15 protein-coding genes and 1 pseudogene are annotated in these 15,609 nt (G+C 65.3%); 11 read left to right on the forward strand and 5 right to left on the reverse strand.

Features of this window, described 5'->3' with window-relative positions; translation table 11 throughout:
• Position 1: 1 nt before the first annotated feature.
• The 6 genes from AC50YC_RS15000 to AC50YC_RS15025 all read left to right on the forward strand — a co-directional run bounded on the left by AC50YC_RS15000 (position 2) and on the right by AC50YC_RS15025 (position 7,267).
• On the forward strand, positions 2-892 hold the full coding sequence (locus AC50YC_RS15000) for an ABC transporter permease (protein WP_494952906.1): 891 nt from the start codon (positions 2-4) through the stop codon (positions 890-892).
• Between the two features lie 29 nt (positions 893-921).
• On the forward strand, positions 922-2,250 hold the full coding sequence (locus tag AC50YC_RS15005) for a sensor histidine kinase (protein ID WP_494952907.1): 1,329 nt from the start codon (positions 922-924) through the stop codon (positions 2,248-2,250).
• Positions 2,251-2,264: 14 nt separating this feature from the next.
• Positions 2,265-2,978, forward strand: a complete 714-nt coding sequence (locus AC50YC_RS15010; RefSeq protein ID WP_494952908.1) for a response regulator — start codon at positions 2,265-2,267, stop codon at positions 2,976-2,978.
• Positions 2,979-3,236: 258 nt separating this feature from the next.
• Positions 3,237-4,685 carry an amino acid permease gene (locus AC50YC_RS15015; protein ID WP_494952909.1) on the forward strand — a complete coding sequence of 483 codons (1,449 nt, stop codon included), beginning with the start codon at positions 3,237-3,239 and terminating at the stop codon, positions 4,683-4,685.
• Positions 4,686-5,015: 330 nt separating this feature from the next.
• Positions 5,016-5,918 (forward strand): intradiol ring-cleavage dioxygenase, encoded by a 903-nt coding sequence (locus AC50YC_RS15020; RefSeq protein WP_494952910.1) that lies wholly within the window; start codon positions 5,016-5,018, stop codon positions 5,916-5,918.
• A gap of 38 nt (positions 5,919-5,956) precedes the next feature.
• Positions 5,957-7,267 (forward strand): M18 family aminopeptidase, encoded by a 1,311-nt coding sequence (locus AC50YC_RS15025; RefSeq protein WP_494952911.1) that lies wholly within the window; start codon positions 5,957-5,959, stop codon positions 7,265-7,267.
• Between the two features lie 26 nt (positions 7,268-7,293).
• Here the strand turns inward: AC50YC_RS15025 and AC50YC_RS15030 are convergent, their stop codons facing one another.
• The 4 genes from AC50YC_RS15030 to AC50YC_RS15045 form a co-directional block, all read right to left on the reverse strand.
• Positions 7,294-8,508, reverse strand: coding sequence for a hypothetical protein (locus AC50YC_RS15030; RefSeq protein WP_494952912.1), 1,215 nt, complete (start codon positions 8,506-8,508; stop codon positions 7,294-7,296).
• Positions 8,509-8,817: 309 nt separating this feature from the next.
• Positions 8,818-10,098 carry a glycosyltransferase gene (locus AC50YC_RS15035; RefSeq protein WP_494952913.1) on the reverse strand — a complete coding sequence of 427 codons (1,281 nt, stop codon included), beginning with the start codon at positions 10,096-10,098 and terminating at the stop codon, positions 8,818-8,820.
• A complete protein-coding gene (locus AC50YC_RS15040) occupies positions 10,095-11,699 on the reverse strand; it encodes an oligosaccharide flippase family protein (RefSeq protein WP_494952914.1) in 1,605 nt (534 codons plus the stop codon). The genes AC50YC_RS15035 and AC50YC_RS15040 overlap by 4 nt, the downstream gene beginning before the upstream one ends.
• Positions 11,700-11,849: 150 nt before the next feature.
• Positions 11,850-11,975, reverse strand: coding sequence for a hypothetical protein (locus tag AC50YC_RS15045; protein ID WP_494952915.1), 126 nt, complete (start codon positions 11,973-11,975; stop codon positions 11,850-11,852).
• A gap of 211 nt (positions 11,976-12,186) precedes the next feature.
• Between AC50YC_RS15045 and rpsF the strand changes: the two genes are divergently transcribed.
• The 4 genes from rpsF to rplI all read left to right on the forward strand — a co-directional run bounded on the left by rpsF (position 12,187) and on the right by rplI (position 13,977).
• Positions 12,187-12,492 carry a 30S ribosomal protein S6 gene (rpsF, locus tag AC50YC_RS15050; protein WP_024366241.1) on the forward strand — a complete coding sequence of 102 codons (306 nt, stop codon included), beginning with the start codon at positions 12,187-12,189 and terminating at the stop codon, positions 12,490-12,492.
• 55 nt (positions 12,493-12,547) lie between these two features.
• Positions 12,548-13,141, forward strand: a complete 594-nt coding sequence (locus tag AC50YC_RS15055; RefSeq protein WP_494952916.1) for a single-stranded DNA-binding protein — start codon at positions 12,548-12,550, stop codon at positions 13,139-13,141.
• A 126-nt stretch (positions 13,142-13,267) separates the two neighbouring features.
• Positions 13,268-13,507: a 30S ribosomal protein S18 gene (rpsR, locus tag AC50YC_RS15060; protein ID WP_003800144.1), complete on the forward strand. Its 240-nt coding sequence runs from the start codon at positions 13,268-13,270 to the stop codon at positions 13,505-13,507.
• Positions 13,508-13,524: 17 nt separating this feature from the next.
• Positions 13,525-13,977, forward strand: a complete 453-nt coding sequence (gene rplI / locus AC50YC_RS15065; RefSeq protein ID WP_494952917.1) for a 50S ribosomal protein L9 — start codon at positions 13,525-13,527, stop codon at positions 13,975-13,977.
• Between the two features lie 100 nt (positions 13,978-14,077).
• Here rplI and AC50YC_RS15070 read toward each other — a convergent pair whose 3' ends face one another.
• On the reverse strand, positions 14,078-14,527 hold the full coding sequence (locus AC50YC_RS15070) for a DUF1801 domain-containing protein (protein ID WP_494952918.1): 450 nt from the start codon (positions 14,525-14,527) through the stop codon (positions 14,078-14,080).
• 65 nt (positions 14,528-14,592) lie between these two features.
• Here AC50YC_RS15070 and AC50YC_RS15075 point away from each other — a divergent pair.
• Positions 14,593-15,451: pseudogene (locus AC50YC_RS15075) on the forward strand (PhzF family phenazine biosynthesis protein).
• The last annotated feature ends 158 nt before the right edge of the window (positions 15,452-15,609 follow it).

The following is a 15,609-nucleotide window of genomic DNA, read 5'->3' on the forward strand; positions in this document are numbered from 1 at the left end:
CATGAGCTCAACCACCCTCGACCCCTCCCGCCGCGGCGCGCCCGCCGGCGACGCCCCGGCCGGCGGGATCTTCGGCACCAGCACCGGCCCGGGCCCCAGCTTCTTCCGGGTGCTGAACTCCGAATTCATCAAGTTCCGTACGCTCCTGTCCACGCTGATCCTGCTGGGCTGCACCGTTCTGGTCATGGTGGGCTTCGGTGCCCTCTCCGCCTGGGGCACGGGGCAGTTCGCCGAGGCCGCAGCCACGGACCCGGATGCCGCCGCCGCCTTCGCCTCCCAGGGCGGGGACCTCGCCGTCGGCGTCCCCACGTCCGGCATCGCGTTCGCCCAGTTGATCCTGGGCTCACTCGGGGTGCTGCTGATGAGTTCCGAGTTCACCACGGGCATGGCCCGCTCCACCTTTGCGGCCGTCCCGAAACGAATCCCGGCGTACGCCGCCAAGCTCCTCGTGGTCATGGTGACGGCGTTCGTCCTCACCGCGGCCTCCGTGTTCCTGGCCAGCCTGGTGTCGCTGCCGATTCTGGACAACTACAACCTCAAACTGGACCTCGCCAGCTCGCAGTCGATGAAGCTGCTGCTCGTCAATAGCCTCTACGTCGCCGCCGTCGCCGCCATCGGCATGGCCCTGGGCTCGCTGATCCGTAATTCCGCCGGCGGCATCATGAGCCTGGTCGGATTGTTCTTCGTGGCACCGATCGCCTTCCAGCTGATCCCGGGCGACTTCTTCGTCGAGGCCCGCAAGTACCTGCCCGGCAACACGGTCGAAACCATGACAGCCGTGCAGCATGTCCCGGACACTCTGGAGGCCTGGCAGGCCGCGATGGTGCTGGGCGCCTGGGTCGTCGTGCCGGTGGTCCTGGCCGCGGTGTTGCTGAAAAAGCGGGACGTCTAGGCCCCGGACTCACCGTCTAGGCTCAGAGCATGATCGATGCAGTTCCCGTAAAGGACGCGCCAGCCGGCCAGGCTGACGCGTCCTTCGCTGAAATCACCGCCCGGCGCCGGGGGCGGATCCGGCGCTACCTGTTCCAGCATCCGCGGGCGATGGACGCCGTGGTCGTGGCCTGCTACCTGCTGCTGGTGACCCCCGCCGCGGCGGAAGCGGTGCGCGACGGCGTTTGGCCGGTCGCCGCGCTGCTCGCAGCGACCGCGGCGGCGCTGTGGTTCCGGCGGAGCCATCCGGTGCGAGTGGTGGCCGTCGTGGCGCTGCTGGAATTGGGCGTGACCCTGCTCCACCCGTGGGGTTCCAACGTCTCCGCCGGCCTGTGGTTTGCGCTCTACTCCGTCGCGGCGACGCGCAGCCGCCGGTTCGCGCTGGTGTGCCTGGCGTCGGCCACTGTGCCGCTGGTGATTGTGTACTTCCTGCTGGCAGTTGGTCCGCTGGATGGCCGGCTGCCGGACATGGGAGTGAACACACCGGAAAACTTCCAGCTCATCACCAGCATCGCCTCCGCCATCAGCATCACCCTCTCCAACGTCATTGCCACCGGGCTCGGGGTCTCGGTCCGGCAGCGGCGCGAGCACGAGCACGAGATTGCGGCCTGGGCCGCGAGGGCCGCACAACTCGGGTCGGTCACCGAACGCAACCGCATTGCCCGCGAAATGCACGACGTCGTGGCACACTCGCTCACGGTGATGGTCAGCCTGGCGGACGGGGCCGCCGTCGTCGTCAAAAAGGACCCGGCCAGGGCAGCGGAGGTCCTCGGGGAACTCTCCCGCACCGGCCGGACCGCACTGGCGGACATGCGGCGCGTCCTCGGTGTGCTGCGCGACGATTCGGCCCCCGGGGAGGCTCCCCGCGAACCGCTCGTGGCCGGGGACAATCTGCGCAAGCTCCTCGAGGGCTTCCGCACCGCGGGGCTCCCGCTCCACTACACTCACACCGGCCCCTCGCTGCCTGACGACGCCGCGTTCCAGCTGACGGTCTACCGGATCGTGCAGGAGTCGCTCACGAACGTGCTGCGCTACGGCCGCTCGCTGGGCCGGGTGGACGTGGCCATTGCCCGGAACGGCCCCACGGTCACCATCGACGTCGTCGACGACGGCAAGGGCACCATCGAAGCCGGTGGCCTGGTTGCGGCGGCGGCGCGGAAATCCCCCGGATCCGTGGGGACCGGGCAGGGTCTGGCCGGAATGGGGGAACGGGCACGAATCTATGCGGGGACCGTGGAGGCAGGCCCGAGCCCTGATCACGGCTGGCGAGTGCACGCCGTCCTGCACCGGAACGGCGACAACGGAAGCAAGAACACATGAGTCAAGGGGAACCGATGAGCGAAACCGGACCGATCCGCATCCTGCTGGTGGATGACCAGCCGCTCCTGAGGATGGGATTCCGCCTGATTTTGGAGGGCGAGGATGATCTGGCGATTGTGGGCGAAGCCTCCGACGGCGCCGACGCGATCCGCCAGGTCCGCGAGCTCGCGCCCGACGTTGTGCTGATGGACGTGCGGATGCCGGTGCTGGACGGGATCGGGGCCACGCGGGCCATCACCGCTTCCGGGGCCCACGCGAGGATCATCATCCTCACCACCTTCGACCTCGACGAATACGCGTTCGCCGGGCTCCAGGCCGGGGCCTCGGCCTTCCTGCTCAAGGACGTGGCGCCCGCCGAACTGGTCATTGCCGTCCGGGTGGTGGCGAGCGGTGACGCGGTCGTGGCCCCGCGCATTACCCGGCGGCTGCTGGAAACGTACGTCCGGGGCAACGGGGCCGATCCGGCCACCGGCGGAGTCCCCGCCGGGGTCAGGCCGGCCAGGGATCCGCTGCTGGAGGACCTCACCCCGCGCGAAACCGAGATGCTCGGGGCCATGGCCGAGGGGCTCTCCAATGCCGAGATTGCGCACCGGTACTTCCTCTCCGAAGCCACGGTCAAGACACACGTGCGCCGGATCCTCAACAAGCTTCATCTGCGCGACCGCGTGCAGGCCGTGGTGTACGCCTACGAGACCGGTCTGGTGGTGCCCAGCAACCCGGACTACTGAGCACCGGAGACGGGCTGCACGGCCCAGGGAGTCCGAAGCAGTGGTTTCAGGCACATTTCAAAATTGCCCGGGAGGCAACTTCCCTTGCTTCATGGGCCTTATTGCTGGAGTTGTGCCCGGCTCAGCCCTCCGTCATTTGTGGGATTGCACAGACCAGACGCTTCCGTGCCCGGTCTAGGGTGAAACGTCAATGTGGTCCGCCACACAAGTTTTCACGATCCACCCGCGGACCGAATAATCCACGAAGGACGGCGCTTCATGCAGGCTGACCAGCAACTCTCCAAATCCCTGAAACCCAGGCATCTGTCCATGATCGCGATCGCTGGGGTGATCGGTGCCGGGCTCTTTGTCGGCTCCGGCGCCGCGATTCAGCAGGCGGGTCCCGGCATCCTGGTCGCCTACACGGCGGCAGGCCTCGTTGTCATCCTGGTCATGCGGATGCTCGGTGAAATGGCGGCGGCCAATCCGGAAACCGGTTCGTTCTCGACCTATGCGGACAAGGCCCTTGGCCGGTGGGCAGGATTCAGCATCGGCTGGCTGTACGCCTGGTTCTGGATCATTGTGCTGGGTATCGAGGCCACGGCGGGTGCGGCGATCATGCACCGTTGGGTGCCCGGGATCGACCAGTGGATCTGGGCGCTGCTGCTGATGGTGGTCCTGACCCTGACCAACCTGGGGTCGGTGAAGTCCTTCGGCGAGTTCGAGTTCTGGTTCGCCTCCATCAAGGTCGCGGCGATCGTGCTGTTCCTGCTCTTCGGCGTCGTGGCGATTCTGGGCCTCATCCCGGGCGTCCCGGCCCCCGGAGTGAGCAACCTGCTGGAAAACGGCGGCTTTATGCCCAACGGACCAGGCGCCGTGCTGGCCGGTATCCTCGTGGTCGTCTTCTCCTTCTTCGGCGCTGAAATCGCCACCATCGCCGCCGGTGAATCCGAAAACCCCGTCGATGCGGTCAAGAAGGCCGTGAAGTCCACCGTCTGGCGCATCCTCGTCTTCTACATCGGCTCCATTGCGATCGTCGTCACCCTCCTGCCCTGGAACTCCGCCTCTGTGGCCAAGAGCCCGTACGTAGCCGTGATCGAGCTCTACGGCATCCCCGGCGCCGGCACCATCATGGACATCGTGGTACTCACCTCCGTGCTCTCCTGCCTTAACTCCGGCCTGTACACGGCCAGCCGGATGCTGTTCTCACTCTCCCGCCGCGGCGATGCGCCGCGGTCCTGGATGCGGATCTCCAAGCGCGGCGTCCCTGCCGCCGCCGTCCTGGCTTCCACCGTGGTCGGGTTCATCACCGTCGGCCTGAACTACATCGCTCCCGACACCGTGTTCCTGTTCCTGGTCAACACCTCGGGAGCCATCGCCCTGTTCGTCTGGCTCGTGATCGCCGGCTCGCAGCTGATTCTGCGCCGCCGGATGGGCGCCGCGGCCAAGGACCTCCAGTTGAAGATGTGGCTGTTCCCCTACCTGACCTGGGTCGCCATCATCAGCATCGTTGCACTGCTCATCGGCATGGTGGTCCTGGACACCACCCGCGAATCGCTGCTGCTCTCCCTGGCCCTCGCCGCCGTCGTGGTCGGTATCGGCCTCTGGCGCTACCGCAAGAACGGCGGGAAGACCCCGGAGCCGGGCAACGGCGAGACCGGCGCCGGCAAGGCCGAGACCGGGGCACCTGCCGAAGACGCCATCGTGGGAGCCGGCCAGGCGTCCTAGCTCCCGCCCCGCCCCCGCACCAGCTCCGCCCTCGGGGCCCCCAGCACCACGGGACATGCCCAGCCTTGCCGCGCTGCAGTGGACATAGTGGCATTATGTCCACCCGGCGCGGCCAGGGAAGGGCATGTCCCGCGGCCCGGGTGGGGCATGCCCAGTCCTGCGCCGACGGGGAGGGCATGTCCCGCGGGTCAGGTTCGGGACATGCCCAGTCGTGGGTGCCAGGGGAGGGCATGTCCCGCGGCCCAGCCCGCCCGATGAGCCTGCGCAGGCCACAGCGGGTTCACAGAAGGGTCCTAGCCAGGGCATAGTGCCCCGGGGTTCCATGGACGCATGACCACGTCTCCGCAGCCACCGCACGAACCGCACCCCAACCACGACCGCGGCCTGGAATTCGACCTCTCCACCCTCTTGAGCCGCCGGTCACTGGGCATGTTCCTCGGTGCCGGCACGGCTGCCGCCCTGGCAGCCTGCACGCCGGGCGGCTCCGCCCCGGGGGCCGCGTCCGCCTCGGCCGGGTCGACGCCGGCATCCTCCGGAACCGCCGCGGCCACCGGCACGCCGTCGGCCTCCGCCTCGCCCACGCTGACCCGGGCGATCGCTGAATGCGGCGTCGAAATCCCGGCGGAAACCGCGGGCCCCTATCCCGGCGACGGCTCCAACGGCCCCAACGTCCTGGCCTCCTCGGGCGTGGTCCGGCAGGACATCACCTCCAGCTTCGGCACCTCCTCCACCAGGGCCGACGGGGTGCCGCTCGCCGTCACGCTCACCCTGCTGGACAACGCCAACGGCTGCACGCCCCTGGCCGGGGCCGCCGTCTACGCCTGGCACTGTGACCAGGACGGCAAGTACTCCATGTACGACGCCGGGCTCAAGAACGAGAACTATCTCCGCGGCGTCCAGCAGGCCGACGCCAACGGTCAGGTCACCTTCCAGACCATCTTCCCCGGCGCCTACAGCGGCCGCTGGCCGCACATTCACTTCGAAGTCTTCGAGTCCATGGACAATGCGACGGCGGCCGGGCAGGTTCTCGCGGTGTCCCAGATCGCACTGACGGACGCCGCCTGCAAGGAGGTCTTCGCCTCCGCCGGCTACGAATCCAGTGCCCGCAATTTCCCCCGGACCACGCTGACATCGGACAATGTCTTCGGCGACGACGGCGGCATCTACCAGCTGGCCACCATGTCCGGGTCGGTGTCGGGTGGGTACACGGCCGGACTCAACGTCACCGTGTAGGGCCGTTGGGCCAACGGCACGGCGCTAGACTCGGAGCCATGCCTTCAGAGTCCAACGCCGCAGCCCACATCCAGGACCTCGGCGCGTACGTCACCGCGTCGCCGTCGAGCTTCCATGCCGTCCACGAAGCCGCCCGCCGGTTGAACGGGGCGGGATTCACCGCCCTCGACGAGCTGAAGCCTTGGGACGGAGCCGCCGCGACCGGAAAGTTCTACGTGCTCCGCGACGGTGCGATCATCGCCTGGGTGACGCCGGAGACGGCCGGTCCCACCACGGGCTTCAACATCCTGGGCGCACACACCGATTCGCCGTCGTTCAAGCTCAAGCCCAGGCCCACCACGGGCAAGTTCGGCTGGTTGCAGGCCGGCGTCGAGGTTTATGGCGGCCCGCTGCTCAACTCCTGGCTGGATCGGGAACTGCAGCTTGCTGGGCGCCTGGTGATGCGGGACGGGACCCAGCACCTCACCGCCACCGGCCCGCTGCTGCGGTTCCCGCAGCTGGCCATCCACCTGGACCGCGCCGTGAACGAGGGGCTGGCCCTGGACAAGCAGCAGCACATGAACCCGGTCTACGGGCTTGGCGACCCGGCGGGCGAGGACCTGCTGGGCCTGCTGGCGGGCCGGGTTGCCGGCGCGGACGTGGACGCTGCCCTGATCGGCGGCTACGACGTGGTCATCGCCGACACCCAGGCCCCGGCCGTGTTCGGCGCAAAGGGTGAGTTCTTCGCGTCCGGCCGGCTGGATAACCTGTCGGCAACCCATGCCGGACTCACGGCGCTGATCGGGCACGCCGCCTCGCCGCTGCCGGCCGGGGCGCCGATTGCGGTGCTGGCCGCGTTCGACCATGAGGAGATCGGCTCGGCCTCCCGTTCCGGCGCGAGCGGGCCCATCCTCGAGGACGTGCTGGTGCGCATTTCCGACGGCCTGGGGGCCTCGGCGAGCCAGCGGCGGCAGGCCCTCGCGGCGTCCTTCTGTGTGTCCGCCGACGCCGGTCATGCTGTCCACCCCAACTACGCCGAACGCCACGATCCGGCCAACCGGCCGGCCCTGAACGGCGGGCCGCTGCTGAAGATCAACGCCAACCAGCGCTACGCCACAGACGCCGCCGGCGCCGCCCTCTGGGCGCGGCTGTGCTCGGACGCCCGCATCCCGTACCAGGAGTTCGTCTCGAACAACGTTATGCCCTGCGGCTCCACCATCGGTCCCCTGACCGCCACCCGCCTTGGCATCCGGACGGTCGACGTCGGCGTGCCCCTGCTTTCGATGCACTCGGCCCGTGAACTCTGCGGCGTCGAGGACCCCTACCGGCTTGCGAAGGTGACGGAGCTGTTCTTCCGCACGGCGGCTTAGGCGCTCAAAGGTCGGCGCCGCGCGGGCTAGGGCGTGCAGGCCGCGGCGGCCCCGTTGATCCTGTAGAGATGGACCGCATTGCCGTCCTCGAACGTGTCCCTGAAGTTGCCGTTGCTGATCGCCACCGTACGGTCCTCATCCAGGACCGTTGCGGTCGCGGCCGCGCCCCGAAGGCACCCCAGAGTGAATTCGGCTGTCTGCGGGTCCGCCTGCGCCGAGCCGGCGAAAACGTAGAGATCGCCCCCGTGTATTTTCACCGCCGCGTCAACGCCCGCGCCGTGGGCCAGCGCTCCGTCGAGGAACGGCGCGTTGAGGACCGGGGCGAGATCGGTAATTTGCCTGTTGACGGCGGTCACCCAGGGCCTGATCTCCTCACCGCAGGCGTCCCGCAGGATGTGCTGCGTCTGGCAGTCGCCCCCGAAGCTGTGATTGAAGTAGATAATCCCGCGTGCCCCGTGGATCAAACTGCTCCACACAGCAGCGCGGATCTCCGGACCGGTAATCGTGGGAGCTTGGTCCTGGGTGAACGGGTGTCCGACTTCCACAAACGCCCACACGGGTTTACTCAACGCCGGCGTAATTAGGGAACGCAGCTTGCTGACCGTCCAGCCATAGTTGGCTGCGAGTCTGCACTTTCCGGGTTCCAACTCCTGTCCGTCTGCGAAAACAGCGCCGCCCTCGCTCGGTCCGCAGATGTAGGGGTCCGTAAACCAGTAATTGTCGGCAGAGACGACATCCTGAAAGTCGTTCAGGAATGTCGCGGCGTTTGCGGCCCCTTCCCAGAAAGTAACGCCCTTTCCGTAGTTGCTGTAAAGCAGGGTCTGTTGGGGAAGCGCCTTGAGCAATTCGCGCTGGACGGTGAAGCCGCAGCCTAGGTTCGCCGGCCTGCAGATTTCGCCTTGGCCGGGCCACAATCCTGTCCACTCCCCACTGCCTCCGCGGGCCCACATGTCGACCTCGTCGGAAAGCACCCTGCCCATTGCTCCTTGGAGGGGTTCCTCGGTCAAGGCAAACGACCCCACATTGGTCGCAAACCCTATGTCTGAGTTGCCGGTCAACTCGACATAAGTGTTTATGAGGACTGCCCTGTCTTTTGGAGCATCGGCGGGGTCAGTCAGGCTTTCTTTCCAGACGCCGATCGGAAAATAAGTGGGATCAATTGGCAATGTGTTGGGAAACTTGTTGAAGTAATCGGAACCGCCATCAACATTCCGGATGGTTGGTGACTCAGTGACTTCCACTGAAGTCTGAGGATCACTGGAGCCAAATTGCACCCAGGTGATCGCGGTTCCGAGCGCAAGAAGGACTGACGCACCGAGAACGCCAATGCCCTTTGCTCTGGACGTGATTTCTACCCGCGACGCGCTTTGCCTCATAGTCATCCCGTAACTTCGCAGAGGGTGAGACCCTTACTTCCTTGTTATGGTCCTCGCGATCCTACGGCCGGTCAAGGAGTCAGGAGATGGCCTGCCGCGGTCGGCGGTGCGGACCGTGACGGTGCCGTCACACGATTGGGGATTCGGTGATCGTCACCGGACTGAGCTTCATCTTCAGGGGGATGCCTGCCGTGATGCGGGTGCATCCACTGCGCGACCTGCCTGTCCGCGCCCCGCCACGGGACGGGAATTGAAATCATCAGCAGGAGTCGGCCCCAGGACCCGGCGGAGCCGCGTCGTGAGCTGGTATTCGACAAACCTGGCGAGTGCACCCACGTCCCGCCCGATGCTGACTTCCCCGGACGATTCGATGGCCTGTGAGTAGAAGTCCTCCAGGACGCCGGCCGCCCGCGTCAAAGAGAACCTTTCCCGAACTGTGGATAGCCCGAAACTGCCAAGCGTCTTGCGGCGGGACTCGTCGACAAGCAGGCCGCGCAGCAGTTGCGCCAGCCGCTCTGCCCCGCCCTGGGTTCCGGGTCCGACTCCGTACCAGCCCTGCTCAAGGAAAAGTGGAAGGCTATCCGGAGTTAAAAGTTCCCAAAACCCTCTTTCGCCCTGAACGATCAGTGGCTTCGCAAACGCCAGTGCCCGCAGCGCCGACCCGCCCATTCCTAGGGCGACATCAGCAGCTGCATAGGCCGCCCTAGGGTCCCCAAGCTCCCCGGTGAGCACGATAACCTGCCGACCCCTTGCGGCGTTGACCGTCCGGGCGTGGCCTTCCACGAGGTGCCGTGCCGGGCCGTCGCCGGCGACGACAAGTTGGACGCGGAATTCTTTCGACAGCAGCCCCACACCGTCGATCGCGGCCAGGATGCCCTCAAGTTTTAGCTCCGTTGCCAGCCGGGACACGAGAACCACGGTATAGGCGGCCGGATCGAGGCCCCACGATCTAGAGAAGGTCTGCTCGGCGAAGTCCCACGACGGATTGTTTGCTTCAAGGTCCACTGGCGGCTCCAGGAGCGCAGCCAATGTCCGACCAAACTCCTGCTCCGTCTTCAGGATCTCCTGGGTGCCGACCAGAAGCGGCATTGACTTTGGAATGAAAGGAGCCACCGACATTGACATCACCGTTGCCACGGCGGCAGTGCCCGGCGACCGCCGGGACGCAAGGAGGCTTTCCAGCGCCGGCGGCCATTCATAGCCGTGCATGATGTCGATCTTGCGTTCCCGGCCCAGTTGGACCAGAGCCTTCACTACCGACGGCGTAGGCCTGCGGTGCGGTTCCGGGGACGGAATGAAGTCGAGTCCCAACTCCTCGATGCGCCGGTTTAGCGGCCCCGGCCGTCCGTAGACGACGACGTCGTGACCCAACCGCTGCACGGCAGATGCAAGCTCAATGGCGTTCAGCTGGCTGCCGCCGATCCCCAGATCGTGCGGGTAGACAAGAATCCTCATACTGGAGCCTCCACTGTGTCTGGCTTTCCGATGGACCGAAGTTCCCGAATGTGGTCCCGCTGCAGGTACAACAATCCTGCTGTCACCAGCACCGCAAGTGACCCGGCAGCGCAAAGTGCCACGAAGTGATCGGACACGGTGAGAGCCAGGATGCGTGCTGCCGCACCGGTTGCCAGTCCCGCTGCGACGGGTAGACGCAGCTTTCTCCCTATCCCACTGAGGGCCAGCCCATGTTTTCTCAGCTTCCACAGGTAAAGCGGAAGAACCACGCATCCCGTCACGGCCGCCTGTGCGGCCGCGAGTCCGGCCAGCCCTCCCCAGGATGCCCCGGCCACCAGAGCAGGAACCAACACCAGCAAACTCCCCGCCTGGACTGTGAAGACCGTCCCGGACCTGCCAAGAACCACGAGGTAGTCATAGGAAAGATCACAAAATACCTTGCACATCGCGGCAATAACCAGCCAGGAAAGGGCCGCCGCGGCCGCCACCCAGGCCTCACCATAGACAAATTCCACGAAGGGCACCGCGCTGCCGGCCAGGAAGAGAATGATCGGGAATGTTGCCGCCGCCAACACCACGACTATCGATTCCATGGCTGAATTCATGGCGCCTCGATTACCCTGCAATGACGAGAACGCAGCAGGCGCAACCCTGCGGAGCGGTTGGGCCAAAATACTCACCGGCCAGTTCGAGAGGTTGAAGGCCAACACGTAGAACGCCAGGACCGTTGAACCCAGGACCGTGCCGGCCGTGAGCTGGTCCGCATATCCGACCGCGAAGAATATGACGCTGGTACCCGCCAATGGCAGCCCGAATCTCAGCAGGGGCCCCAGTTGCGAGCGGTCCAGTCCAAAGCGGTACGGCAATGGCGAGGCCACCAGAAACATCACACCGGAAACCAAACTGCCAACCAGCCTGCCGACCGCCAGCGCCATGGCACCCATGCCCGTGAGGGCCAGGACCACGGACAGGACGGCGCCGATCCAGACGTTGGCCTGGTCGATTCCAAGCCGTTCCTTCTCCCTGAAATTGCGCTGCAGCAGGGCCGCGGGCGAGGCAACAATCCCATTGACGAAGACACTTAGAATCAGGATCCTCACCACATCAGTGGCGTCCGGATCTCCCATTGCTGCGGTGAAGGCCGGCGCGGCGAAAATTGCGGCGGTGCAGAAAAGTGTGCTCCCGACGACGGAAATTGTGTTGACCGTGGGAACAATCTTTGCCGGGTCTTCGGGCCATCGGACAATTGCGAGGGAGACACCAAGTTCGTTGAAGCTCAGTACTGCCATGAGGGCGACCATGGCGACGGCAAAAGTGCCGAAGGATTCGGGGCCTAACACGCGTGCGAGGACTATTCCTATGCCGAGCGTCCCGAGGCGGGAGATGACCGTATTCAGCAGGCCCCATGCAAATGCATTCGAGGCGCCGTTTGGACGACTCCGGAGGGGCGGTTTCATTGCTGTCCCAGTGCTGACGCTAATTTTCGATCGAAAACAACCACGGGCGCCACCATTCATACCCAAGAGACCACTCAGCCAGTTTCCACAGCCTTTCAGGGAATGTGTGGATCCCGAACCGACGTATTCATTGCCGCACGCCAATGGGTACTGCCATGGAAAAGTGCCCGGTCAGTGCCGGAGTTGAAGCGTTACCCCCACTCATTGGCGGTGCTGTTGCAAATATAGTCGCGGGTCTGCGGCGGGCCTAGGCCGCATGGAGAGTCGAGTAGATCATCGACGGAAGTCGAGTAATTATCGGGCCCAGTACTTGCTTTCGATGCGAATAGCCTTCCGGCCGCCGGCCGTGCCGTCGTACGTCTCTTCGAACAACGAGGCGCTGCCCGCCATCCCGGGCACGTGGCCCAGGGTTGTCCACATGGAGTCAGGCGTTGCTTCCCGGACTATGCCGGGCGCGCCTACACTGGGCAGGCATGGAATCGCGGAATCCGGCCCTGATGCACTAAGCTATTGAAGTCTGTGCTGCGCCCTGCCCCCGTTCCTGGGGGTGATGCGGGCACATGGCACCGCAAATGAACCTCCTGTTACGGAAATGCCGTAACCGCTTAGCCCAAAGGAGGTGGGTTCACATATGCGTCCTTACGAATTGATGGTAATCATCGACCCCGAGGTCGAAGAGCGTACCGTTGAGCCAACGCTTCAGAAGTTCCTGAACGTCATCACGACCGATGGTGGAACCATCGAAAAGGTTGACATCTGGGGCCGTCGTCGCCTGGCTTACGAAATCCAGAAGAAGTCTGAAGGTATCTACGCCGTGGTGAACTTCACCGCTGAGCCGGCTACCGCCAAGGAACTTGATCGCCAGCTGAGCCTCAATGAGACCATCATGCGCACCAAGATCACCCGCCCCGAAGTACAGAAGGTTGTTGCTGAGTAATATCAGCTCCCGATTTTCACGCTTCACCCCGCAGGAACGAACAAGGAGGCAGTAGATGGCAGGCGAAACCACTATTACGGTCATCGGTAATCTCACCAGTGACCCCGAACTGAGGTTCACACCGTCAGGCTCGGCAGTAGCGAATTTCACCATCGCTTCTACTCCTCGTACCTTCGACCGCCAGTCCAATGAGTGGAAGGACGGGGAAACCCTGTTCCTCCGCGCATCGGTATGGCGCGAAGCTGCCGAAAACGTCGCCGAGTCCCTGACCAAGGGCATGCGCGTGATCGTTTCCGGCCGGCTGAAGAGCCGTTCCTACGAAACCAAAGAAGGCGAGAAGCGCACCGTTATCGAGCTGGAGGTCGACGAAATCGGCCCCAGCCTGCGCTACGCCAACGCCAAGGTCAACCGCACCCAGCGCTCCGGCGGTGGGGGTACCGGTAACGGTGCCCAGGGCGGCTTCGGCGGCGGCGGCGGCAATAGCGGTGGCGGCTTCGGCGGCGGCTCTGGTGGAAACCAGGGCGGCAACTCGGGCGGAACCTGGGGCGGCAACCAGCCCGCACAGCAGGATGACCCCTGGGCCACGCCCGGTGTCAGCAATGCAGGCGGCGGCTGGGGCAACGGCCCGGATTCCGAACCTCCCTTCTAAACAACATCTAAGGTTCGACGACGGAACCCGCCGGAACGCCGCAAGGCGGACGGGTGCTGACCGGCGTCGGATCACCACCATCCCGTGGATCAATATCCACGGGCTCCATCGAATAGGAGCTCCACGATGGCTAAGGCTGAACTCCGTAAGCCCAAACCAAAGTCCAACCCCTTGAAGGCCGCTGACATCACTGTCATCGACTACAAGGACGTAGCATTGCTGCGCAAGTTCATCTCCGACCGCGGAAAGATCCGCGCCCGTCGCGTCACTGGCGTCACGGTGCAGGAACAGCGCAAGATCGCCCAGGCAATTAAGAACGCCCGCGAAGTTGCTCTGCTGCCTTACTCCGGCGCTGGCCGCGGCTAAGGAAGGGATTAACTAACATGGCAAAGCTCATTCTGACCCACGAAGTAACCGGTCTCGGTGCTGCAGGCGATGTTGTCGAGGTCAAGGATGGTTACGCACGTAACTACCTGCTGCCCCGCAACTTCGCTCTGACCTGGTCCAAGGGTGGCGAGAAGCAGGTTGAGTCCATCAAGACTGCCCGTGCCGCCCGCGAGCACGCTTCCCTGGAAGACGCTCAGAGGCAGGCAGCTGCACTCTCCGCCAAGCCGGTCAAGCTCGTTGTCAAGGCAGGCGAGACCGGACGACTGTTCGGCACCGTCAAGCAGGGCGACGTTGCCGACGCTGTTGAGGCCGCTGGCCTTGGCCGCATCGACAAGCGCAAGGTTGAACTGCCGGCTCACATCAAGTCGGTTGGTTCCTACCAGGCCAACGTTCGTCTGCACAACGACGTTGCCGCTGTGATCGAACTCGACGTAGTCGCAGGCAAGTAGCCCTCACCGGCTCTGCAGTCCTGAACTGCTGGAAGGCCCCCGCCTTCGGATTCCTCTTCGGAACCGGACGCGGGGGCCTTCTGCTTTAACTTCAACGGGCCTAGTCGTGGTGCAGGACCGTGGTCACGTGCCGGGAGCCGTTGCGGATCAGCTCGGTCAGCACCGCCTCGTCGACGTCGTCGAGCTTGTTGACGTAGAGGCACCCGGCGCCGGTCTTGTGCTTCCCCAGCCGCGCCAGCAGAGCTGCTGCTGACTCCGGGCCGTAGCTCAGCCCGTAAAGGGACAGGCTGGCCTTCCGTGGCGAGAAGCCGACGGCGGGTGCGTCTCCCTCCCGGCCGGTCGCGTACTTGTAGTGGTAGCGGCCGAAGCCGACAATCGTCGGGCCCCACATCTCCGCCGGCTGCCCGGTGATCTCGGCCATCAGCTCCAGCAGCCGGAGCCCGTCCCGGTGCCGGACGGGATGCTCGACGGCGGCGAGGAACTCCTCGACGGACGCACCGGTTGCCGTGGTCTTGTTTTGGGATTCGTTGTGGGTCTTGTTCACAGACATGCGGGAAGTCTCGCAGACCGCGGCAGTCTTGTCAGCCGCACCGTTGCCGGTGATAGCCTGCGGCGGTGACCTCGACTACTGCACCCGCGCCCCGCCTCCGTCCCTTCGCCAGGTGGATGTCTTCTCGGCCGAGCCATACCGGGGCAACCCGCTGGCTGTTGTCGTCGACGCCGGCGGACTCTCAAAGGACGTGATGCAGCGGTTCGCCAACTGGACCAACCTCTCGGAGACCACCTTCCTGCTGCCTCCCGGCGATCCCGGGGCGGACTACCGGGTGCGGATCTTCACCGGCAGCGAAGAGTTTCCCTTCGCCGGGCACCCCACCCTCGGCTCGGCGCATGCCTGGCTTGAAGCCGGCGGCATTCCCCGGCAGGACGGGATGCTGGTCCAGGAGTGCGGGGCCGGATTGGTCAGGGTCAAGCGCGACGGCGGCCGGCTGGCGTTCGCGGCCCCGCCGCTGACCCGCTCGGGGCCGGTGGCCGAGGACGACCTCGCCCGCATCGCCGCAGGCCTCAGAATGCCGCGGGAGGCGCTGCTGGCGCGTCCTGGCTGGTCAACGGCCCGGAGTGGATTGGTGTGCTGCTCGAGTCGGCGGAGCAGGTGCTCGCCGTCAGGCCTGATTATGCGGCCATGGCGGGACTCAAAGTCGGTGTGATCGGCCCCCATCCCGCCGGATCGGAGGTCGGGTTTGAGGTGCGCACGTTCATCTCGGGCGACACCGCGGCGGAAGACCCCGTCACCGGCAGCTTCAACGCCGGCGCGGCCCAGTGGCTGATCCGCAGCGGCCGGGCCCCGGAGTCCTATATTGCGGCGCAGGGAACAGTGCTGGGGCGGTCCGGGCGGGTCCACGTTGACGCGCTGGGGGACGACATCTGGGTCGGCGGGAGTTCGGTGAGCTGTATCGAGGGGTTCGTTCTGCTCTGAGCCGCCGACCGGTCGCCAAACCTTCAGGCCTCCCGGCGCCGTTGTGCTGTCAGTTGTGGTTGTCATTCCGCCCTTTTAGGGCCCAAAAGTGGCAGAGCAACGGAGGGCGGGAATAAACCGCACAGATCCGCGCTTTTCTAGGTAGATGCAAACGCATG

This window comes from Pseudarthrobacter sp. MDT1-56 (assembly GCF_059383555.1).